At 45.2% G+C, this 22,044-nt stretch carries 14 protein-coding genes and 1 other RNA gene; 14 read left to right on the top strand and 1 reads right to left on the bottom strand.

Annotated features, from left to right (window positions below; genetic code table 11):
- Positions 1 to 17: 17 nt before the first annotated feature.
- Positions 18 to 1,028 carry a DUF362 domain-containing protein gene (locus tag B5F77_RS09375; RefSeq protein ID WP_087330117.1) on the bottom strand — a complete coding sequence of 337 codons (1,011 nt, stop codon included), beginning with the start codon at positions 1,026 to 1,028 and terminating at the stop codon, positions 18 to 20.
- A gap of 472 nt (positions 1,029 to 1,500) precedes the next feature.
- On the opposite strand from B5F77_RS09375, the gene B5F77_RS09365 reads away from it, so the two are divergent.
- The 14 genes from B5F77_RS09365 (at position 1,501) to ssrA (ending at position 21,794) form a co-directional block, all read left to right on the top strand.
- The gene (locus B5F77_RS09365; protein WP_087330113.1) at positions 1,501 to 1,887 is read left to right on the top strand and encodes an START-like domain-containing protein; all 387 of its coding nucleotides are present in this window, start codon (positions 1,501 to 1,503) and stop codon (positions 1,885 to 1,887) included.
- Between the two features lie 69 nt (positions 1,888 to 1,956).
- The gene (locus B5F77_RS09360) at positions 1,957 to 3,927 is read left to right on the top strand and encodes an LptF/LptG family permease (RefSeq protein WP_239446119.1); all 1,971 of its coding nucleotides are present in this window, start codon (positions 1,957 to 1,959) and stop codon (positions 3,925 to 3,927) included.
- Positions 3,924 to 5,138: a bifunctional 3,4-dihydroxy-2-butanone-4-phosphate synthase/GTP cyclohydrolase II gene (locus tag B5F77_RS09355; protein WP_087330111.1), complete on the top strand. Its 1,215-nt coding sequence runs from the start codon at positions 3,924 to 3,926 to the stop codon at positions 5,136 to 5,138. The genes B5F77_RS09360 and B5F77_RS09355 overlap by 4 nt, the downstream gene beginning before the upstream one ends.
- A 23-nt stretch (positions 5,139 to 5,161) precedes the next feature.
- Positions 5,162 to 6,355: a pyridoxal phosphate-dependent aminotransferase gene (locus tag B5F77_RS09350; RefSeq protein ID WP_087330109.1), complete on the top strand. Its 1,194-nt coding sequence runs from the start codon at positions 5,162 to 5,164 to the stop codon at positions 6,353 to 6,355.
- A 452-nt stretch (positions 6,356 to 6,807) separates the two neighbouring features.
- A complete protein-coding gene (locus tag B5F77_RS09345; RefSeq protein WP_087330107.1) occupies positions 6,808 to 8,862 on the top strand; it encodes an alpha-L-fucosidase in 2,055 nt (684 codons plus the stop codon).
- Positions 8,863 to 9,169: 307 nt separating this feature from the next.
- On the top strand, positions 9,170 to 9,916 hold the full coding sequence (locus B5F77_RS09340; RefSeq protein WP_087330167.1) for an ATP-binding protein: 747 nt from the start codon (positions 9,170 to 9,172) through the stop codon (positions 9,914 to 9,916).
- 15 nt (positions 9,917 to 9,931) lie between these two features.
- Positions 9,932 to 10,306: a DMT family protein gene (locus B5F77_RS09335; RefSeq protein WP_087330106.1), complete on the top strand. Its 375-nt coding sequence runs from the start codon at positions 9,932 to 9,934 to the stop codon at positions 10,304 to 10,306.
- A 13-nt stretch (positions 10,307 to 10,319) separates the two neighbouring features.
- The gene (locus B5F77_RS09330) at positions 10,320 to 12,086 is read left to right on the top strand and encodes a DUF6057 family protein (protein ID WP_087330104.1); all 1,767 of its coding nucleotides are present in this window, start codon (positions 10,320 to 10,322) and stop codon (positions 12,084 to 12,086) included.
- A 53-nt stretch (positions 12,087 to 12,139) separates the two neighbouring features.
- Positions 12,140 to 13,576 carry a hypothetical protein gene (locus B5F77_RS09325; RefSeq protein ID WP_239446084.1) on the top strand — a complete coding sequence of 479 codons (1,437 nt, stop codon included), beginning with the start codon at positions 12,140 to 12,142 and terminating at the stop codon, positions 13,574 to 13,576.
- Positions 13,577 to 13,578: 2 nt separating this feature from the next.
- Positions 13,579 to 14,970 (top strand): alpha-amylase family protein, encoded by a 1,392-nt coding sequence (locus B5F77_RS09320; protein WP_087330100.1) that lies wholly within the window; start codon positions 13,579 to 13,581, stop codon positions 14,968 to 14,970.
- A gap of 668 nt (positions 14,971 to 15,638) precedes the next feature.
- Complete coding sequence (locus B5F77_RS09315) at positions 15,639 to 18,998, top strand: SusC/RagA family TonB-linked outer membrane protein (RefSeq protein WP_087330098.1); 3,360 nt, start codon at positions 15,639 to 15,641, stop codon at positions 18,996 to 18,998.
- 17 nt (positions 18,999 to 19,015) lie between these two features.
- Positions 19,016 to 20,788: a SusD/RagB family nutrient-binding outer membrane lipoprotein gene (locus tag B5F77_RS09310; RefSeq protein ID WP_087330096.1), complete on the top strand. Its 1,773-nt coding sequence runs from the start codon at positions 19,016 to 19,018 to the stop codon at positions 20,786 to 20,788.
- Positions 20,789 to 20,842: 54 nt separating this feature from the next.
- The gene (locus B5F77_RS09305; RefSeq protein WP_140392861.1) at positions 20,843 to 21,253 is read left to right on the top strand and encodes a hypothetical protein; all 411 of its coding nucleotides are present in this window, start codon (positions 20,843 to 20,845) and stop codon (positions 21,251 to 21,253) included.
- Positions 21,254 to 21,393: 140 nt separating this feature from the next.
- Positions 21,394 to 21,794: a transfer-messenger RNA gene (ssrA, locus tag B5F77_RS09300) on the top strand.
- Positions 21,795 to 22,044 lie beyond the last annotated feature (250 nt).

The raw sequence follows: 22,044 nt of genomic DNA, 5'->3' as shown, positions 1-22,044 counted from the left end.
TACACCTTTTTATCATATCAAATAGTGATTATTTCGTAGCGTTTACTTCCTAATCCGATTTGCTCGGCATAATCGACTGTGTGTCGTCCGTGGAGCTGGTTGATGCGTTCGACAAGCGGTTGATTGTTATTTCCTTCCGTTGGTTGGATGGCATAAATCAAATCCAGGCAGGCATTGTCGAGTGCGACAGGGTCGAGTGAAGCAAGAATGCCAATATCTTGTAATTCCGGATCGTGCGGATGCGCATCGCAATCACAATCAATGGAGATATTGTTCATGACGTTAATATAAAGAATTTTGTCTCCGAAGTGGTCGGCTACGGCTTGTGCGGCGGCAGCCATCGACTCGAGGAAAGCGTCTTGCTCAGGCAAGTTGTTCCATAGTTCGGCGGGTTCGGATGTCTTACCAGCTGTATGGATATAAGCTTTCCCATGGGAGGAGGCGACGCCAATGGATTGGTTCTTCAATACACCTCCGAATCCGCCCATGGCATGCCCCTTGAAGTGGGCGAGGTTAATCATGAAGTCATAATCTTTTAAATGCGCTCCTACAAGATTGTACTGCAAGTGTTTCTTATCGCGTACTTCAAGTCGCATGTCGCCCTCAGCGTCCATGATATCCACGTTGGCAATCTCGAAGAAGCCGTGTTCACGAGCTGCTTTTAGATGTTCTTCCGTCGTAGAGCGGCGACCAGCATAGGCGGTGTTGCATTCTACGATTGTCCCGTTCGCCTCTTTTACCAAATCTTTTATCAATGCAGGCTGCAGGAAGTTATGCCCTCCAGGTTCGCCCGTTGATATTTTGACGGCTACGTGTCCCGTAGCTTTGCGTCCCAATGCTTCATAGATGCGTACCAAACTGGCCGGTGAGATTTCCTTCGTCATGTATACTTTCGATGCTTTGGCTACGCTCATCCCTTGCGTAGCCTCTATTTTAGCACACGCCGGCATCTCTTTGAGCACGGCCATCGAGGCTAAAGCTGCAATTGAGGACTTCATCCAAGTCCTGCGTGTCATTTTCTTGTCCATAAGCTATGTTTTTTATTTATATTCTTATTCATGCTGCAAAATTAAGGGGAAGAAAGCAACGAAACATTACCTATATTACAGTTCGTGTTACCCATGTTACGGATTCTGATTCGTAGTTTCTCGGCTTAAGGCGGATAGGTACTTGGAGTAAAGTGATTAGGTCCTATGGAAAATGGGAAAGGATTCGAGTATTTCTCTATCTTTAGCCTAAAGATATATATCTTCAACTTAAAGACACGTATCTGCAGCTTAAAGATATGTATCTTTAGGCTAAAGATAGAGAATGGGTCGTATGTTTCGAACTTTTTTCAGGGTGTCTGGAAGTTTACTTCGGTATCCATTCCTTTTTGCACCGTTCTTTTCCTCGAAAAGTATGGCGGGAACTTATTTTTTATTAATATTCAATTAAAAATTTGTCAAGTGTCGAATTTTTCGTATATTGCCGCCGAAAAACATAAAGGCTCATTGATTTATGACAAAAGAAAAGTTTGATATTGAGTATGGATTAGGCAACGTGTCGCTTAATAGCCTTTGGAATCAGCTAACCACTCCGAACGGACTGGCCGCATGGTTTGCCGAAAAAGTGACGATAACGAACCGTACGTTGTATACCTTCCGGTGGGATAAAGACATGCAGCAGGCAAGGGTCGTATTGCTTAAGCCCGATGAGCGAATCCGTTATCGTTGGGAAGATGAGACAGACCCGGTAGCTTATTTCGAGTTTTCTATCCATAAATTGGAACTAAGCGGTACGACAGCCCTTCAAATAACCGATTTCGCAGAACCAAGCGAGAAACAAGATGCTATTGATTTGTGGGACCATCAAGTGGATACCCTGCGACGCAGCCTCGGCATTTAGGTAGTTTTACATATAAAAAAGAGGAAATTATCGTTTTTTGCACTACTTTTGCCCCACAATAAGAAGGCAATGTTTAGAATAAAACGATTATATACATTCATGCTGCAGACCTTTCTGCCGCTTTTTTTCATGACTTTTGGGATATGCCTTTTCATCGTGTTGATGCAATTCCTTTGGCGTTCAATTGACGATATGGTAGGTAAAGGGTTGAGTATCCCTGTCTTGGCGGAGATGTTCATGTATGCAGCACTTTCGTTGGTACCTATGGCGCTTCCGTTGGCCATCTTATTGGCTTCGTTGATGACGTTTGGTAATTTAGGAGAGCGGTTGGAGCTTTTGGCGATGAAGTCGGCGGGAGTCTCGTTGATACGCATCATGCGTCCGCTTATCGTCACGATTGGGTTGATTTCTGTGGGGGCGTTTTTCTTCCAAAACAATGCGATGCCTATCATTCAAGTAAAGCTCTATACGTTATTTTATTCCATTCGTCAGAAGTCGCCCGAACTGGATATCCCGGAAAGTACCTTTTATAAAGAGATTACGGGCTATAGTGTCTATGTGAAAGAGAAGGAGAAAAACGGTTTGCTAAAGGATATGATGATTTATGATTACTCGGAAGGTTTTAACAATGCTCGTGTAATCGTAGCTGATTCAGGTCGTTTGAAGACATCGGAAGACAAATTGTACCTGATTCTTTCCCTTTTCAATGGCGAATCATTTGAGAACCTGAAGCAACAATCGCAGCAATCGAAGATGAAATCGGCCGTCCCTTACCGGCGCGAGTCGTTTGCTACGAAGGACATCTTGATAGAGTTCGATTCTAATTTCCGCCGGGGCGACGAATCCTTTATGGAAAACCAATACGTCGGGAAAAACTTGGCGGCATTGCAAGCTTCTATCGATTCGATGACCGTCCGTCTTGATAGTGTCAAGAACGAGAATGCCAAGCTCGTCATGCGCCAGTCTTACCGACAGGAGTTTGTTCAGCGGGAAAAGATAGATGGAAAGTCGCAAGCCGTTAATAAGATTGATTCATTAGTACCTTTGGCCGAAAAGATTACGTTGAATTTTGATAGTCTTTACCAAGCTCTTACGCCTGGAGAGCAATCGGCTATTCTGGCGAAAGCGAAAGGAAATATCGATAATACCCGGGCGGAATTGGTGTTTAAAGCCTCTACGGTGGGAGATGAATCCAACAAAGTAAGACGTCACTTGACGGAATGGCACAAGAAATTTACTCTTTCGTTTGCTTGTTTGGTGTTTTTCTTCATTGGCGCACCGTTAGGAGCGATTATTCGCAAAGGAGGTTTAGGTATGCCGGTGGTGATATCGGTCTTTCTTTTTATCTTTTATTATATTATTGATAATATCGGTTTTAAGATGGCGCGTGATGGTATTTGGCCGGCATGGGAAGGCATGTGGTTGAGTTCGGCCGTGCTTACGCCGTTGGGTATCTTTCTAACTTATAAGGCTGTTAACGATTCTGTGATTTTAAATGCCGACACCTATTTGAATGCTTTGAAGAATTTGATTGGCAAACGTCCGGGACGTAAAATTGAGCGGAAGGAAGTCATTATCTATACGCCAGATTACGACGCTATTGTGCCTCGTCTTACGGAATTGTCACAGAATGCGGCACATTACATCACGAAGCATCGCCGTTGGATTAATTATATCCAATATTGGAAATCAGGAGGAAAAGACCATGAGGCCGAGGCGCTTGCGCTGGAAATGGAAAGTATTGTTGAGGAATTAGCCAATTCCGACCAGAATTTACTTTTGAACAAGTTGATGGATTATCCTATTATCGGCAATTATCATCAGTTGAATGCCGATCTCGGACAGAAAGTGGCATTAGCAATAGGTCTTTTCTTGCCAGTAGGTATTCCGGTTTATTTGTTGGCTATTTACCAGCGGAAATTGTTGAGACAAGATATAATCACCGTACAAAAAGTAAGTGAAGAGCTTAAATCTGTGATATTTTCACTACATTTGTCGGATGAAAGTCTAGACCATATAAATAATACAAACAAGATATGAACGAGTACAAATTAAACACGATAGAAGAGGCTATCGAAGATTTCCGCGAGGGGAAATTTATTATCGTAGTAGATGACGAAGACCGCGAGAACGAAGGAGATTTAATCATTGCGGCTGAAAAGATTACGCCCGAGAAGGTTAATTTCATGCTGAAGCATGCACGCGGTGTTTTGTGCGCTCCTATTACGATTTCACGTTGCGAGGAATTGAACTTGCCTCACCAAGTGATGAATAATACATCCGTATTGGGAACGCCATTTACGGTTACGATCGACAAATTGGAAGGATGTACGACAGGTGTCTCGGCTGCTGACCGTGCAGCTACGATTCGTGCGTTGGCGGATCCGGCTTCAACACCGGAAACTTTTGGGCGTCCGGGACATATTAATCCGCTCTATGCTCAAGAAAAAGGCGTGTTGCGTCGTGCTGGACATACGGAGGCTTGCGTGGACATGTGTCGTTTGGCCGGACTTTATCCAGCTGCAGCTTTGATGGAAATCATGAGCGAGGATGGGACGATGGCTCGTCTTCCGGAACTCCGTAAGTTTGCAGATGAATATGACTTAAAGCTTATTTCTATTGCTGATTTGATTGCTTATCGTTTAAAGCAAGAATCCATTGTAGAGCAGGGTGAAGAGGTGGATTTACCGACAGAATATGGCCATTTCCGTTTAATTCCGTTCCGCCAGAAGAGCAATGGGTTAGAGCATATAGCTATTATCAAAGGGAATGTGAAAGGCGATGAACCGGTCTTGGTGCGTGTGCATTCGTCGTGCATGACGGGTGATATTTTCGGTTCCATGCGTTGTGATTGTGGCGAACAATTGCATGAAGCTTTGCGCATGATTGAACAAGAGGGGCGCGGTGCGGTGATTTACCTGAACCAGGAAGGACGCGGCATTGGCCTTATGGAAAAGATGCGAGCTTATAAGCTGCAAGAGAATGGTATGGATACGATTGATGCGAATATCTGTCTTGGGCATCAGGCCGACGAACGTGATTATGGTGTGGGTGCTCAGATCCTTCAACACATTGGAATCACAAAGATGCGTTTGATGACGAATAATCCCGTGAAACGGGTCGGTTTGGAAGCTTATGGCCTTTCTGTAGTCGAGAATGTGCCCATTGAAGTTACTCCGAATCCATACAATGAGTTTTATCTGCATACGAAGAAGGAGCGGATGGGACATACGTTACACAATGTGAAATAAGAATGAATACATAAAACTAATACATCATGCAAACATCTGAAAGATTAAGGAGACTCTCTCCGTCGGAGACACTGGCGATGTCTCAGAAAAGTAGCGAACTGAAAGCGCAAGGCATCGACGTAATTAACCTCAGCGTCGGCGAACCGGATTTCAACACGCCGGCACATATCAAAGAGGCAGCCAAGAAGGCTATCGACGAGAATTATTCGAAATATTCACCTGTGCCGGGTTATCCGGCGCTCCGGAATGCGATTGTTGCTAAACTGAAGAATGAAAACGGATTGGAGTACACCGCAGCGCAAATCTCATGTGCCAATGGCGCCAAGCAATCGGTTTGCAATACGATTATGGCGTTGGTGAATCCAGGAGACGAAGTCATTATTCCCGCACCCTATTGGGTGAGTTATCCGGAGATGGCGAAGTTGGCAGATGGTGTCCCCGTGACGATTCCGGCCGGTATCGAGCAGGATTTCAAGATCACGCCGGCGCAGTTGGAGGCAGCTATTACGCCTAAAACGAAGCTGTTGATTCTTTGTTCGCCTTCGAACCCGACGGGGTCGGTCTATAGTCGCGAGGAATTGGCTGGATTAGCTGCTGTATTGGCCAAGTATCCGCAGGTATATGTTATAGCCGACGAGATTTACGAACACATCAATTATATGGGTAAGCACGAAAGTATCGCGCAATTTCCCGAAATCCGTGATCGCGTGGTGATTGTTAATGGAGTTTCGAAGGCGTATGCAATGACGGGTTGGCGTATTGGTTTCATTGCGGGTCCGGAATGGATTGTGAAGGCGGTGAACAAACTCCAAGGACAATATACGTCCGGTCCATGCTCTGTTTCGCAAAAGGCGGCCGAGGCAGCTTACACCGGTACGCAAGTACCCGTCGAGGAGATGCGCCAGGCGTTCCAACGCCGCCGCGATTTGATTGTGGGGTTAGCAAAGGAAATTCCGGGATTCGAAGTGAATATTCCTCAGGGCGCCTTTTATCTTTTCCCGAAATGCAGCTCTTATTTTGGCAAGACGGACGGTAAGCGGACGATTGGAAATGCCGCTGATTTGGCGATGTATTTGCTCGAAGTGGGCCATGTAGCTTGCGTAGGCGGTGCCGCTTTTGGCGCTCCGGAATGTATCCGCATGAGTTATGCTACTTCCGACGAGAATATCGTGGAAGCCATGCGTCGCATCCGGGAAGCATTGGCAAAATTGCATTGAATATCCTGCTGAAAAATAAAGTGAAGTGCACCCCAAAAAGTTTTGTGTCTAACTTTTGGGGTGCATTTTCTATTTCGACACGCCTCCTTCCCGACGACGCGGCAAATGATTCCGACATGTCGGAAAGTCTCCCGGCGACGTGGCGAACGATTCCGACATGTCGGAAAGTTTCCCGACGACGCGGCGAATGATTCCGACATGTCAGAAAGTCTCCCGGCGACGTGGCGAACGATTCCGACATGTCAGAAAGTCTCCCGACGACGTGGCGAATGATTCCGACATGTCGGAAAATTTCCCGGCGACGGAGGCTCCCTTTTTCCTGTTCACGTGCTTTGTTTTCGCTTGAAACCGGTATCTTGCGGAAGAAGAGAAATTTTTAGTCCGCAGGTTGGTTTTATCTTCGCGCATTATCCGTATATTTGTGGAAATAATTCTAAATAAATACAATTGGTATGAAATCGATTCATTATTTGTTGCTTTCGGGAGCCTGTTTGGCTGCGTTCGGTTTGACTTCTTGCCAAGAGGCAGAGGCTCCCGCTCCGGTTTTGCCCGTGCCTACTCCCGAGCAGGTGGAATGGCATAAGCTGGAAACGTATGCGTTTGTACATTTCGGGTTGAATACGTTCAACGATTTGGAGTGGGGGTATGGCGACACGCCGGCTTCGACGTTCAACCCGACCGATCTTGATTGCGAGCAATGGGTTCGTACGATTAAGGCGGCCGGACTGAAAGGCGTTATCCTCACGGCGAAACACCACGACGGCTTTTGCCTCTGGCCTACGGCTACGACGGAATATTCGGTGAAGAATTCACCTTGGAAAGATGGAAAGGGCGACATGGTACGCGACCTTTCGGATGCTTGCCATAAATATGGATTGAAATTTGGTATTTACCTCTCTCCATGGGATCGCAATAGCGCGAATTATGGTGAGCCGGGTTATGTGGACAAGTTTCATGCCCAGATGGAAGAGTTGATTAGCAACTACGGGCCGTTGTTTGAATATTGGTTCGATGGCGCGAATGGAGGCGATGGTTATTATGGCGGCGCCCGCGAGACGCGCTCCATCGACGCCAAGACCTATTATAAATATGAAGAGGCGCGCGAAAAGATAAAGGCGAAACATCCGCAGGCCATGATTTTCGGCGGGACAGTACCCGATATTCGTTGGATTGGAAACGAAGAAGGATGGGCTGGCGCGACGCAATGGAGCCTCTTTGATACAGAGCCTGCCGTAGGCGATTACCGTAATAGCGTTTATGGCGACGAGAACGGAAAGAAATGGTTGGGAGGCGAATGCGATGTCTCGATTCGTCCAGGTTGGTTTTATCATAAACGGGAAGACCATCTGTTAAAGTCGCTTCCGCATTTGGTTGATTTATATTACCGGAGTGTGGGGCATAATGCGAATTTCTTACTCAATTTCCCAGTGGCATTGAATGGAAAAATTGCACCGAGCGATTCTATCCGTGCCATAGAGTGGTATCAGACTATTCAAAACGATTTGAAGACGAATCTTTTGGCTGGAGCTTATGTGGAAGCTGACAATACGCGTGGGCGAAACTTTTCGGCTTCGAAAGTGACGGATGGCGATTGGGATACCTATTGGGCTACAGAGGATGGCGTCGTGAAAGGTACACTTACCTTTACGCTTCCGGGCGCGACGGATGTGAACCGCGTGTTGATACAGGAATACATTCCACTGGGTCAGCGCGTTCGTTCGTTTACGATTGAATACCAGCAAGACGGGCAATGGAAACCGGTGCAACCGGTTGATTCAACGACCACAGTCGGGTATAAACGTATCGTCCGTTTCCAAACGGTTCATGCTGAAAAATTACGGGTGAATTTCCTCGATGCCCGTGGTCCGCTTTGTATTAATAATGTAGAAGCCTTCTTGGCTCCGGCCTTGTTGACGGAACCACAAATTACACGTAATGAGAAAGATGAAGTTCTTATTCAGGCAGGAGACCAAGGTTCGGAAATCTATTATACACTTGATGGTACTGAACCTACGAAAACTTCTACCCGTTACGAGCAACCCTTCGTCTTGAACCAAAAGGGCACTGTAAAGGCCGTGGCCTACGATGCGACTTTCGATAAGTACAGTCCTGTGAAGACTGCTCGCTTTGACATTTCGAACACTTCTTACCAAGTAGCCGACCAGAAGGCACAAGTTCTTTTCGATGGCAATGGCTATACGGTTTATTATTTGCCGGAAGGAACGCGCGAGCTGACGATTCATCTGACGGAACCGCAGACTATCTCCGGATTCCATTATACACCTGATCAAAACCGGTGGGCATCAGGCATTATTTCGAGTTATCGTTTCTATGTAGATGGTAAGCAAGTGGCTAGTGGTGAGTTCTCGAATATTAAGGCCAACCCGATAGAGCAAGAAATCCGCTTTGCTCCGGTAAAAGGTAAAGAACTGAAATTCGTCTCTGTTCGTAACGTAGACGATGTGAAGCAAACTGGTATTGCTGAATTTTCGGTGATTACGGATTAAGAGTAGGGTAAAAGAGGGCACGGAGAAGCGATAAGGTAAGAACTCCGTGCCTTTCTGCCTCTTTGGGGATGGTTAGGATTGAAAGCAAACATAGTTATAAACGAAAACGATTATAGTTATAAACGCGAACGATTATAGTTATAAACGCGAACGATTATAGTTATAAACGGAAACGTTCATAGGCATCAATGAGAGGAATGAGAACGGAACGGAGCAAACCATGAGGGCAAGGTCGTGTAATTTTCAATCCGCCTCTTTCCTTTTTCAATTCATAATTCGTAATTTTGCGCCATTATTTCAAATGGATATGGCAAAGAAGACGGAAGAGGAGTTGTTTAGACGGTTAGATGGGAAGGTTGTCCGGGCATTGCGTATGTATGGATTGATTGCGGATGGCGACAAGGTGTTGATTGGCCTGTCTGGAGGTAAGGACTCGCTTGCATTGATGGAATTGCTGGGGCGGCGTGCGCGTATTTATCGCCCGAAGTTTACACTCGTGGCGGCGCATGTGCGGATGCGCAACATTCCTTACGAGGTGGACGAAACCTATCTTAGAACGGCGTGTGAAGCATATAACATTCCGCTGATAGTAGAGGAGACGGAATTCGATCCATCGACCGATACCCGCCGTACGCCCTGTTTCCTTTGTTCGTGGATGCGACGAAAAGCACTTTTTGAAATCGCGAAAAGAATGGAATGCCGTAAGATTGCCTTAGGGCATCATCAAGATGATATATTGGAGACGCTGCTTTTGAATCTCACTCACCAAGGTTCGTTCGGCACGATGCCTCCCAAGTTACGGATGAAGAAGTTTGATATGGAGATTATTCGTCCGCTTTGTCTTATTTCAGAAGCGGAATTGGTGTCTCTTGCCCAACTTCAACATTATCAGAAACAGGTAAAAAATTGCCCTTACGAGAATCTGTCAAGCCGGTCATCTATCAAACGAATTTTTCGCGAACTGGAAACTATCCAGCCGGATGTACGCCATAGTCTGTGGAATAGTATGACGAATGTTCAGACGGAATATTTGCCTCAGGAAGTACAAATGTAAAAAAAGAAGTATAGCATGCAACAAGGATTTTACACGATACTGATGTTAATTGTATCGAATATCTTCATGACCTGTGCCTGGTATGGGCATCTGAAGTTAAAGCAACAATTCAGTTGGTTCGAACATCTGCCTTTGATAGGGGTGATTGTATTTAGTTGGGTATTGGCTTTTTTTGAATACTGTTTCCAGGTACCGGCTAATCGGTTGGGATTTCGGGATAATGGAGGACCGTTCAGCCTAATCCAATTGAAAGTCATCCAAGAAGTCATTACGTTGGTCGTTTTTGTCGTTTTCAGCTCGTTAGCCTTCAAAGGAGAAACGCTGAAGTGGAACCACGCGCTGGCTTTCCTTTTCCTGGTGGCAGCGGTGTATTTGGTTTTTAAGAAATAAATCCGAACGGGTAATGAGAAAGCAGTTTTACATCTTTTCTGGATTGTTGGGGCTTGCGATATGGGCTTTTTTGCAAAGCTATTTCGCGTACTATTTCTTTTACGTTGAACAGAGCCAGTTATTTTTACTATCAAAAGCTTATTGGATAGAAAAGGCGAGTAAGATGGGCGGTGTATGCGAATGGTGCGCGGAAGCGTGGGTGCAATTCTTTGCTTATCCTTACTTGGGTGCTTTGATAGTGGCCTTTATAGTGTTTGCTTCCGCTTGCCTTACGGGGGCTTGGTTGAGGCGTGTTTCCGGTTCTGGTTATGTAGCTTTTGGGGGATGGTTGCCTGCCTTGGCATTATGTTGGGCATCGTTGGATTTCAACTATAACGAGGCGGGGAATATGGCATATCTCCTTTGTGTTGGTATGGCATGGGGTTATACGTATGTGAAACCTTGGGTAGGGCGCGTGTTGGTTGGCGTGTTGTGCATCGGATTATTGAGTTGGATGGGAGGTGCTGCTTTTGCTCCGCTTGCCGTCATGCTCTTCTTTTATGAAATAGGGCAAAAGGGAAGAGGCGAATGGCGCATTTCGTTTGTTTATCTTTTCATCGCGTTAGCGATAGGGTATGGATTTTATCGGATGGGTTGGTCGAATTCGTTTGGAGATTCTTTCCTGCCGATACGTTATTATATGCCGAAGCTCGATGTGCCTTCTGTGGTGTATGCGGCCTGGTGGATGGTATTGGTTTTAACTCTCTTGGGTTGTTTAGTAGGAAAGTGGAATTGGATGCTGAAAGGATGGAAGCGGACGAGTGTATGGATAACGGAATGCCTTCTCCTCATCTGGATTGCCTATTGGGGCGTAAGCAAATATGGCGATTGGAAAACATTGGCATATATGAAATTGGACTATTATTCGCGTACGGAACAATGGGATAAAATCATCCAAGATTGTGAGGGACGTTTGACAAATTACCTCTATATGACGCTCCTTAGCCGGGCGTTAGCTGAAGAGGGACGGTTGGCGGACGATCTTTTCTGTTTTGATATTCGTTCGGAGAAGGGGTTGGGCGTACCTTGGAATCGTACGGAGGCGTTGTCTGTTCTCTTGAGCGATCTTTTTTATACGTGCGGCAATACATCTCTTTCGCAACGGATGGCGTTCGAGGGTGATGTATCGGCTCATGGGAGTCATAACGTACGGATGATTCAACGTCTGGTGAAGACGAATCTTATTTTGGGGGCTTATCCAGTGGCCGATAAATATTTACGTCTTTTGGAACAATCGCCCGTATATCGCGAATGGGCCGAAGCGCAACGTCCTTTCCTCTATAATGACGAAAAAGTAGAGGCCGATGCGGAGTTAGGATTAAGGCGTGCCCTTTTGCCTTCGCCTGCAGATACTTCGCAGATGATAACCTCTGGAAATGAATTTGTGATGGCACTTATCAATCCGATTCAGGCTAATCCGGAAAAAGCACAAACGGCTTTCCAATATTTGGCGGGTTATTTCCTTTTGGCCAAGGACATGGGGCGGTTCGTCTCCCTGATGGATGAATACCGAGGTACCCATGCGTTGCCTACGCTTCCGGTACGTTACCAGGAAGCGCTTATCGTGGCTTTCGAAAACGATAGTACGAAGTGGAATGCGTATGGCGTGCATCCGGAGGTGGTCGCTCGTTATAAAGACTTTAAACGTCAGATATTGGCTAATCGGGGAAGCGGAAGTGCGGCGAATTTACTCCGTCGTTCGTATGGCGAGACGTATTGGTTTTATGTAATGTTCAATTGAAAATGGAAAGAAATATAACGATAAAAAAATCCATTTATGCCTATGTTTTTTGTATGGCATGGTTATGTTTAGGAGCGTGCACAGGCCACTTTCCGAAAATCGATAAGCAAATAGATGCATATCCATCCATATGGCCTGATTATGAGGAAGTAACGATTCCTCCACGCATAGCACCGCTCTGTTTTGGTTTGCAAGAGGAGGTGGAAGAGGCTGTAGCCCGTTTTTCTTCCGGCGAGCAAAGTTTCGAGGTACCTTATCGGGCGAATACCTTCTCAATTCCCTTGGCTAAATGGCGAAAACTCTTGGAAACATCCGTAGGTGAATCGATTCAGGTCGAGGTTGTCGTGCGGAAAGCGGGCGAATGGCATGCCTATCGTCCTTTCGAATGGTATGTTTCGCCGGATTCGATCGACGGGTATTTAGCGTATAGACGGATTGCTCCTGGATATGAACTCTGGAATCATTTGGGTATTTACCAACGCGATTTGTCCTCGTTTGAAGAGACACCCATTGTGGAGAATTACCAGACGGGCGAGAATTGCATGAATTGTCATTCGTTTTGTAATCGGCGTCCGGATCTTTTCCTTTTCCACATGCGCCAGAAGTTCGGAGGCACCTATCTCGTCCGGGGTAAGGAAGTAGAGAAGCTCGATACGAAGACGCCGGAGACCATTTCCGATCTCGTCTATCCTTCTTGGCATCCAGGCGGACGATTTGTGGCTTTCTCGACCAATACCACCCGCCAATTTTTCCATCCGAACGACCCGAACCGCATCGAGGTATATGATATGGAATCGGATGTCGTAGTCTATGATAGTGAACGACATGAGCTGGTGACTTCGCCTGCCCTCTTCTCGAAACAAGCCTTCGAAACGTTTCCTACTTTCTCTGCAGATGGAAAGCAGCTTTACTTCTGCACGGCCGAGGCTCAGGAGATGCCCCGGGAGTTTCGAAAAGTAAAATATAGCCTTTGCTCCGTTTCGTTCGATGCGGATACGCGTACGTTCGGAACGGAAGTCGATACGCTTTATTCCGCTTTGCGCGGGGGGCGGAGTGTTTCTTTCCCGCGCGTATCTCCTGATGGACGTTTTTTGCTCTATACGTTGTTCGATTATGGTAATTTTTCCATCTGGCATAAAGAAGCGGATTTGTATTTGCTCGATTTGCAGACGGGTAAGAACCGGAACCTCACGGAGGTGAATAGTCCCGATGTAGAAAGTTATCATGCGTGGAGTAGCAATGGAAGGTGGATTGTGTTCAGTAGCAGGCGAGGCGATGGGTTGTATACCCGTCCTTATTTAGCGCATATCTCGGAAGAGGGAGTGGCTTCGAAACCTTTTGTCCTTCCGCAACCGACACGTGATTTTTACGTAGAGTTCATGCAATCGTACAACATACCGGAGTTTGTGCAAGGGCGCGTCGAGGTTTCTTCCCGCACCTTGATGGATAAAGCGCAAGCAAAAGGAGTGTCTATCACTTTTCAGCCTTGAGGATGATGTCTTGGTTCAGTTCACTTTTCCCTTTCTGGAAACCCGTCACCTTGCCGCGTGAAGGACAAGATGGGACGATTTTGCACGCCTTTTGCTGGTCGTTCGATACCATCCGCAAGCATTTGCCGGAGATTGCCGAGGCGGGATTTACGATGGTGCAAACATCTCCTGCTAATCGTTGTTTCGTGGGCGAATCGGGGGGGATGGATATCTACGGAAAGGGAAAATGGTATTATCATTATCAACCCACAGACTGGACGATTGGGAATTACCAAATGGGTACGAAGCAAGCCTTTGCCCGCATGGCGAAGGAGGCAGCGCGATATGGCATCAGGGTATTGGTCGACGTATTGCCCAACCATACGGCTTTCGAGCGGACGGCCGTTTCGCGCGTCTTTATCGATGCGGTCGGAGGCGATGACAAGCTCTATCATGCCAACGGATTGAACCTCATTGAAGATTATAACGACCGTTATCAATGTACCACGGGCGCCGTGGGCGGTCTGCCCGACGTAAATACCGAAAATCCTCTCTTCCAGCATTATTTCCTTACTTATATCAACGAACTGATTGCCCTTGGAGCCGGTGGTTTCCGGTACGACACGGCGAAACACATCGGCCTCCCGTCCGACCCGAAAGATGCCAAAGCAAGGCGGAACAATTTCTGGCCTGTCATGACCGGGCGCGAATCGGTCTACGGACTCTCGTTGGCCAAGAAGCAGGAATTGTTTATTTATGGCGAAGTTTTGCAAGACAAGAACACGAAAGAACGGGAGTATGCCCAATATATCGGCGTGACGGCCAGCACCTACGGTGGTTGCTTGCGGCATGTGTTGGAGGCGAAAGATTTCCGGTGCGAAGACCTTAAGTCGTGGCATCATAAGGCAAATCCCAAACAATTGGTTACTTGGGTCGAGAGCCACGATACCTATTGTAATGAGGGCGAGTCTGCCCATCTGACCGATGCCCAAATCCGGTGCGGATGGACGTTCCTTGCGGCACGAGCTTCGGGTGTCCCGCTTTTCTTCAACCGTCCGGCGGGGTCGGCACCCGGCAATCGGTGGGGGAACAATCGGATAGGGGAGCGCGGGAACGATAATTTCTTCCATCCGGAGGTCGTGGCCGCCAATCGTTTCCGCCAAGCGATGCGTGGCGAGCGCGAATCGCTCTTTTTCTCTCCCGATGGAAGTGTGGCGGAGGTGGCACGCGGTTCACGGGGCGTAGCGTTGGTCAATTTGGGCGAACGCCACCCCATTTCTCTCCCGACTTCACTCCTCGACGGGCATTATACCGACGCCGTGCATGGCACCCCTTTCCTGGTCTCCCGCGGGAAACTCTCCGGCATAGTCGAAGCGGAACATGCCTATGTTTTGCAAATCTCCCGGCAAGTTTGAAAACTCTTTCAGCACGCTATTTTCACTTTTCCACAAGCTTTCCCACTATTTTGATTCCATTTCCTATGCGCAGGAAATACTTTCCCACGATTTTAATTCCTCTCCCTATGCGCAGGAAATATTTTCCCACGATTTCGATTCATCTTCCTGCATGTAGGAAATACTTTCCCACGATTTCGATTCCTCTCCCTATGCGTGGAAAATGTTTTCCTACTATTTTGATTCCTCTTCCTACATGCAGGATATGCTTTCCCACGATTTCGATTCAGCTCCCTATATGTAGGAAATACTTTCCCACTATTTTGGCAAATCAACAAAAGCATTTTTTGAATAGTCTTAGCAAGACTACGATATCTTTCTCCGACCAAGTACGTTTTTCCACCTTTTCCAAAGCGCAAGAAGGCTTAATTTAAAAAGGCTCGAAGCAAAAAATGCACTTACGGCATATTTTTTAGGTTAATGTATATTGCATTTTCGATAAAGACTTATTAATTTTGCAGCGTTCTTTTGCTAAAGATGCGTAAAGACGACGTAGTCTTGCTAAGACTACGTCAAAAGGCAGAAGGGTATTTTCCAGAAAAACACTTGTATAGCGAGGAGCTGGCACCTGTTCCATGGAAAGCTAAAAAGAAGAAAACACATTTTATAATAACATAAACTGAACATTTATGCCAAGCAAAAAAAGTAATTCTGTTTGTTTGCTTTTGGTGGCTACCGCGTTAAGCCTGACAGGCAACATGTATGCGGAAATAGCCCCAGCAAACCCGAGCGCCCTCCATGCACAGCAGGACGGGAAAGTGACAGGTACGGTAACGGATGCCTATGGTCCGGTCATCGGAGCGTCCGTCATTATTAAAGGTACCACCAATGGAAATATTACCGACATGGACGGTAAGTTCACCCTCGAGGGAGTTAAGAACGGCGACGTCATTGAAATCTCCTATGTGGGATACAAGACGCAGGAAATCCCCTATACGGGGCAAGCCACGATCAATGTCAGCATGGCCGAAGATTCGGAACAGCTGGAGGAAGTGGTGGTGACGGCGTTGGGTATCAAACGCGAAAAGAAAGCGTTGGGTTATTCCGTCAGTAGCGTAAAAGGAGATGAATTGACGGAAGCCGGTACTCCAATGAACGCTATGCAAGCCCTTTATGGCAAAACTTCCGGTCTGCAATTACAAACAACTGCCGGTGGTCCTTCGGGAGGTATGAACATCAAGGTACGTAATGCGGCTACTTTGAATGCAGATGCTTCTACTCGTCCGTTGATTGTGGTTGATGGTATTCCTATCCACGATGAAAACACAGGAATCTCAACAAACAGCCGCGACGGGGGTGACCATGGTACGGGTATCAACGATATTAACCCGGAAGATATCGCTTCTATTGAAATTTTGAAAGGTGCGAAAGCTGCCGTGCTTTACGGTTCAGAAGGTGCCAACGGTGTTATGTTGATTACCACAAAAACAGGTTCAAGGAAAGGATTAGGCATCGATTTTGGTGTGAACTATCAATGGAACATGTCGGCATACTATCCAGAATATCAAAATGAATATGGTTCAGGTTCTAGTGCTGGTACAGCGCGCGTGTCGAATATTTCGGCAGATGGTTTCTATATGATGCAGGATCCGCAGACGGGTCAAATGGTAGAATCGTTGTGGCGCGGAGCATCAGCTAACTTCGGTCCACGTTTGGATGGACGCCAGTTGTTGTGGTTTGATGATACGTATCGTTCTTATTCAGCAAAACCCAACAACCTGACAGACTTGTTCCGTACAGGACATCAATCCAATGTAAACTTCGCATTGAGTAATAGTGGTGATTTAGGAAGTTTCCGTCTGTCATATAATTATCGTGATTATGCGGCTACTTCAGTGGGTGCAGACAATGATTCGCATTCTTTCAACTTTGCCGGAGATTTTAAAGCGAACGATTATGTAAAGGTGAAAGTCAATACACAATACACCAATACGAAAGACCATAATGCTCCTTATCAAATAGGCGATATGGTAACGTATGGTATTCCGCGTGAATTAGATGTGAATGTGATTCGAGATGAATTGGTAACAGAGGATGGATATAACCGATTTGCTTTAGACCATTCGATGTCTTCTCGTTACCGTGCAACGCAATATTTGGGAGATTATTATTGGTCTCAGTTAATGGACGAAAATGAATATACTCGAAACCACTTAATACAATCTGCTAATTTAGATGTGACTTTCAATGATAAATTTTCATGGAACTCGTTAGGTGGTATTGACTGGACGATTGTAGACCACGAAGTAAAACAACGCGTACAAGAGCCATTGTCGCAGGAAAGTCAACAAGGATATTACGGTATCCAAAGTATCCGAAACATGACATTATACGGACAAACAACGTTCAATTATAACCAAACGTTCAATGACGTGTGGGATTTGAGTGTAATGGTCGGTGGTGCGGTAAAACGTAATACGATGGAAGACCAAAATCAATACGTGATGCAGACATTTGCTATGGAAAACTGGTTCTCGTTGAACAATACGACAGAGGATTTTGGTCCACGTGGAGAACGTAGTCGTGGAAAAGACCTTTTGTTGAGCGTCTTTGGTTCAGCTCAGATTGCTTATGCAGACCAACTTTATGTAGAATTTCAGGCTCGTAACGACTGGTCGTCTATCTTGCCTCCGGAAAATAACCATTACTTCTATCCGGGTGTCAGTGCATCGTGGATTTTCACAGAGACATTTGATATTCCGTTCATGACTTTCGGTAAGTTGCGTGGTTCGTGGGCAGACGTAGGCCGTCCAGGTCCTCGATATTTCGGTACAGTAGATTTCTCTGTAGATTCGTATGGCGGTGCTCCTACTATGAATATCGGTTCTACGCTCCCACCGGCAAACTTTACAGGTATTGGATTTCCAGAACCTAATTTGGAACCGGAGCGTAAGCGTGAATACGAAATTGGTTTGGAAGCATCTTTCTTACCGGGAAATCGTATTAGTGTAGATTTCTCTTATTTCCATAATAATACCTACAATCAAATTATATCTTTGGATGTGCCCGTTTCTTCTGGTGTTAGCAGTGCTAATATTAATGCGGGCGATATCGAACAGAATGGTGTTGAACTTTCTGTGAATACTGTCCCATACGAAAATAAAGACTGGAAATGGGAATTAGGTTTCAACTTGTCGAACTATTCGACCAAAATTAATGAATTATCCAGAGGACTTGACCGCGTATCGTTGTGGGGAGGAACAGGTGCTACGATTATGGCACCGGTTGGCGGTGAATATGGTGAAGTTTGGGTACGTCCTTATCGGACAGATGACCAAGGTAACCGTATAGTCAATCAAGGTACAGGCGTATGGGAATTTGACCAGACACAGTATAAAAAAGTAGGTAAAGTGACACCGGATATCATCGGAGGTCTTACAACAAGTTTACGATATAAAGACTTTACGTTGAGTGCCGTATTCGATTTCCAGTTTGGTGCTACAATGGTTTCACAAACTAATATGTATTTGTTGGGTAATGGTTCGGGCGTAGAATCATTAAAATACCGTGACGAGGCGCATGGAGGTCTGCCCTATTACATGAACAATGATGGTGAAAGAATATTATTGGACAGCCATGATGCAGCAGTTCCGGCAGATTCTTATTATCCATTCATTTTACATGATGGTGTGATTACGGAAGGTGTGACGGAAACAGGCGAAAAAAATACAATGTTGATTACAGCTGAACAATATTATCAGAACTTGTATTGGCAAAGCGGTAGCGATTTGTGTGAAGACCAAATCTACAAGAGCGACTACATTAGTTTGCGTTCGCTCTCTTTGAGCTATAATTTGCCGAAGAGCTTCATTAATAAGTTCAAAGTTCAATATGCTCGTATTAATTTATTTGCCAACAATTTGTGCTATATCTACAAAGATATTCCGAATGTGACTCCGGAATCTACTTTGGGTACAAACTCATTTACAGAACAGACGATTACGCCGGGTATTCGGAGTTTCGGTATCGGTCTTAATGTATCATTCTAATTTAATCCGATTTTAAAATGAAAAAAATAACAAAATATATAGCAGCCCTGTTGATAGGTGCTATGACCACAGGTTCTATTACCTCGTGTGCCGACAATTTGCGAGAGGAATTTTACGATCCGGATCAAGTGACGACACCTCAATACGAGTTACTTTTTGCTGGATTACTGACGCAAACGCATTTGTTCCGTTATGAATACGGACCTGTTTATCACTATATGGTAAATTTTACTCGTATGTTGGGTGTTTCCATGAGGCCGGATCTCTTGGATGCCAGTCAGAATAGTACGATTTTCCAACCTTGGACAGGATGGTCTGGGACGACATTCTATCCGCTTATCTTTAATAAGACAAATGTAGAGTATAGTAAAAATTACTATGCCATGCAATTGCTTTACAATGAGATGACGGATGAGGAGAAGGCCGAGAAAGCCGTGTATGTATATTGTAGCAATATCGTGCGTGGTTATGCATTCCAACGTTCTACTGATATGTACGATGATATTCCTTATTTTGATACAGGTAGTGCTTTCTCTGGTGAGTTTTATGTAGGATATGATACGCAAGAAGAAATCTATGCGGATATCATGGCCAAACTGAAAGAGGCTGTAGATGGCTTGAGTAATTTCACATTTGCATCAGATGTCGACCAAATTCAATTTAATGCAGCTGACGTGTTATGTAATGGAAGTATTGACCAATGGATTCGGTTTGCCAATTCGCTCCGTTTGCGTATGGCTATGCGTCTTTGCCATGTAAAACCGGACGAAGCAATTTCTACAATTCGTGAAATAATAAATGATGGACGTTTGATATTGACATATGACCAGAATGTAGGCTTCGAAGAGCAAGATAAGACACATGCATTCGAAGTTACATTCTTCCGTGGCATCGAAGAACGTGGAAACGATTGTATTGCACCGGAAACTATCATCCGTGATATCTTGAATTACGAATACCAACCGGGAGACGAAAATGGAATTTCTCCGGACCGTCATGATTTCGACCCACGCTTGTATGCCATGTTCCAGCCGGACGTACACAACCGTTACATTGGTTTGCCCGTCCACATGGCAGATACCGTACGTTTGCATGATTATTATACGGATCAGGAAATCTATGATATGTTCAATTACTTGGATGCAGAAACATCTTCATGGGCTGAAACACGTTTGGTGACTCAGTATAACCGTAAGACGTACTTCAATTTTGATATGAAATTCCCGGTAATTCATGCTACGGAAGTACATTTGTTGTTAGCAGAAGCGGCCGTTCGTTGGCCAGGGGAGTTTAGTGATATTGACCCTGCTGAACATATCAAGCAGGCGATTGACATTTCCACGCGTTTCTATTATGAAACGAATATGACGAATGGATATAGCAATTCAACGACTCCTCCGTTACAATATTTGAAAGAAAGCGCAACGGCACCGGCTTTAGACGAAACGCATTTGTCCGATTATTGTGATTACGCAGCCGAACAGTTCAACTCATTGAGTACATTGGATAAAATACAGTATATCTTCAACCAAAAGATGGTTGATATGAATATTATGAATCCTTATGAGATTTATAATGAAGCACGTCGTTTGTATAAAGACTTTGGTAGATTACCAATGACACCTATGCCAAATGTCGTATTCATGGATCGTTTCCCATATCCAGATGATGAGGCTACGATGAACCCCGAAAACTTTGCTGAAGTTGCCTATAAGAACAATCATACAACTCCTGTATGGTGGTCTGGCAGAACGGAAACTGCGGTGAATACGAATGGAGATGCATTATAAGTAAATAGAGGGGGTGCATTCAAAGTGTACCCCTCACAAATAACAAAATAGGATATGAAAAAGTGGATATTATTATCAATAGCAATGTTATTCGCGGGTAATTTATTTGCACGTGATGTTGAGAGTGAAACCACTGATTGCACTTCTGTTACGCTGAATTCAGACAATTATGTCAAATATACTATTTCTAATAAAGAAACGGTTGATATGAATAATGATGGTTACATTGATCGAGTCAACTTTAAAGTAAACTGGGTATATAGCGGTTCCCTCTCATTGCCACATATTGTATACATTGTGACAATAAAAGAAGACAACGTTATACTTGATGAATTCCAAGATTCAGCCATAGGTGAATTTTCTGGATCAAGAAGTTATTCTATCGATTGCCAGTCTAGACTTTCTGAGAATGATGGTTGGCGCATCACTATAGGTATTGTTGGATCCGATGGGAGTCATTATTGATTGTTAAATAGCAATACAAATTGAAACGCGTTGTAAATGGCATGAATAATAAAAAGAGGAAGGGGCAGGCAATTTTGTCTGCCTTTTCTATTGATATCTTGCAAAAGAATATGTAACTTTGCCGCGCAAAAGGAAACCACGGGGCTGACCGGTTTTGACAGCGGGTAGAAGTGGTTTGTAAGCATGTAGTGCGTGGTCGGCTTGCACTTTAATCTCAGACGGCGAACAATTAACTGGCGAAAACAACTACGCTCTCGCTGCTTAATCGAAGCATAGTAGATTAGAGCTTAATCCCTGCAAAAGTTGCGGGGACGAGACATCACCCGGATGCTGTGGCTCCGAAGCGTTCCGAATAGGTGGTGCAGCAATATCGGAGATAGCCTAAAGCACGCCTCGGGCGTTAGGCGAAGTTTTAGAGGATACGGTTCAAGTGGGTGGCTTCGGTCTTGCTTGTTCCCGACAATCGAAGGCGAAGATAAACATGTAGAAAGCAGATTAGTTCCTCGTTTGGACGAGAGTTCGAATCTCTCCAGCTCCACCGAAAGGATTCTAAAAGGATCTCAAAGAATCACAAAGCACTGATAAGTAGTCTATAAGATGAACATCAGTGTTTTTTTGTGATTCTTTGTGTGTATTTTGATTTCACAGAATGGCGAGAGCCAGATACGAATGCACGCATTGGGGGCTCAGTAGAAATTTAATGGGGATAAATTTGTTAGTTTGAAGAACAAACCTTTATTTTGCAGTATGGAAAACGATTATTTGAACATACTTGCCGGTATTGTACTCCC

This window comes from Parabacteroides sp. An277 (genome assembly GCF_002159645.1).
Classification (GTDB): Bacteria; Bacteroidota; Bacteroidia; order Bacteroidales; family Tannerellaceae; genus Parabacteroides.
The sequence above is the reverse complement of the archived record's forward strand: the minus strand, read 5'-3'. Positions and strand labels throughout refer to the sequence as shown.

Bases quoted from the DNA above. Each gene is read 5' to 3' on its own strand.
- B5F77_RS09375 (WP_087330117.1), bottom strand. From the start codon at position 1,028: ATGGACAAGAAAATGACACGCAGGACTTGGATGAAGTCCTCAATTGCA.
- B5F77_RS09365 (WP_087330113.1), top strand. From the start codon at position 1,501: ATGACAAAAGAAAAGTTTGATATTGAGTATGGATTAGGCAACGTGTCG.
- B5F77_RS09360 (WP_239446119.1), top strand. From the start codon at position 1,957: ATGTTTAGAATAAAACGATTATATACATTCATGCTGCAGACCTTTCTG.
- B5F77_RS09355 (WP_087330111.1), top strand. From the start codon at position 3,924: ATGAACGAGTACAAATTAAACACGATAGAAGAGGCTATCGAAGATTTC.
- B5F77_RS09345 (WP_087330107.1), top strand. From the start codon at position 6,808: ATGAAATCGATTCATTATTTGTTGCTTTCGGGAGCCTGTTTGGCTGCG.
- B5F77_RS09340 (WP_087330167.1), top strand. From the start codon at position 9,170: ATGGCAAAGAAGACGGAAGAGGAGTTGTTTAGACGGTTAGATGGGAAG.
- B5F77_RS09335 (WP_087330106.1), top strand. From the start codon at position 9,932: ATGCAACAAGGATTTTACACGATACTGATGTTAATTGTATCGAATATC.
- B5F77_RS09330 (WP_087330104.1), top strand. From the start codon at position 10,320: ATGAGAAAGCAGTTTTACATCTTTTCTGGATTGTTGGGGCTTGCGATA.
- B5F77_RS09325 (WP_239446084.1), top strand. From the start codon at position 12,140: ATGGCATGGTTATGTTTAGGAGCGTGCACAGGCCACTTTCCGAAAATC.
- B5F77_RS09320 (WP_087330100.1), top strand. From the start codon at position 13,579: ATGATGTCTTGGTTCAGTTCACTTTTCCCTTTCTGGAAACCCGTCACC.
- B5F77_RS09315 (WP_087330098.1), top strand. From the start codon at position 15,639: ATGCCAAGCAAAAAAAGTAATTCTGTTTGTTTGCTTTTGGTGGCTACC.
- B5F77_RS09310 (WP_087330096.1), top strand. From the start codon at position 19,016: ATGAAAAAAATAACAAAATATATAGCAGCCCTGTTGATAGGTGCTATG.
- B5F77_RS09305 (WP_140392861.1), top strand. From the start codon at position 20,843: ATGAAAAAGTGGATATTATTATCAATAGCAATGTTATTCGCGGGTAAT.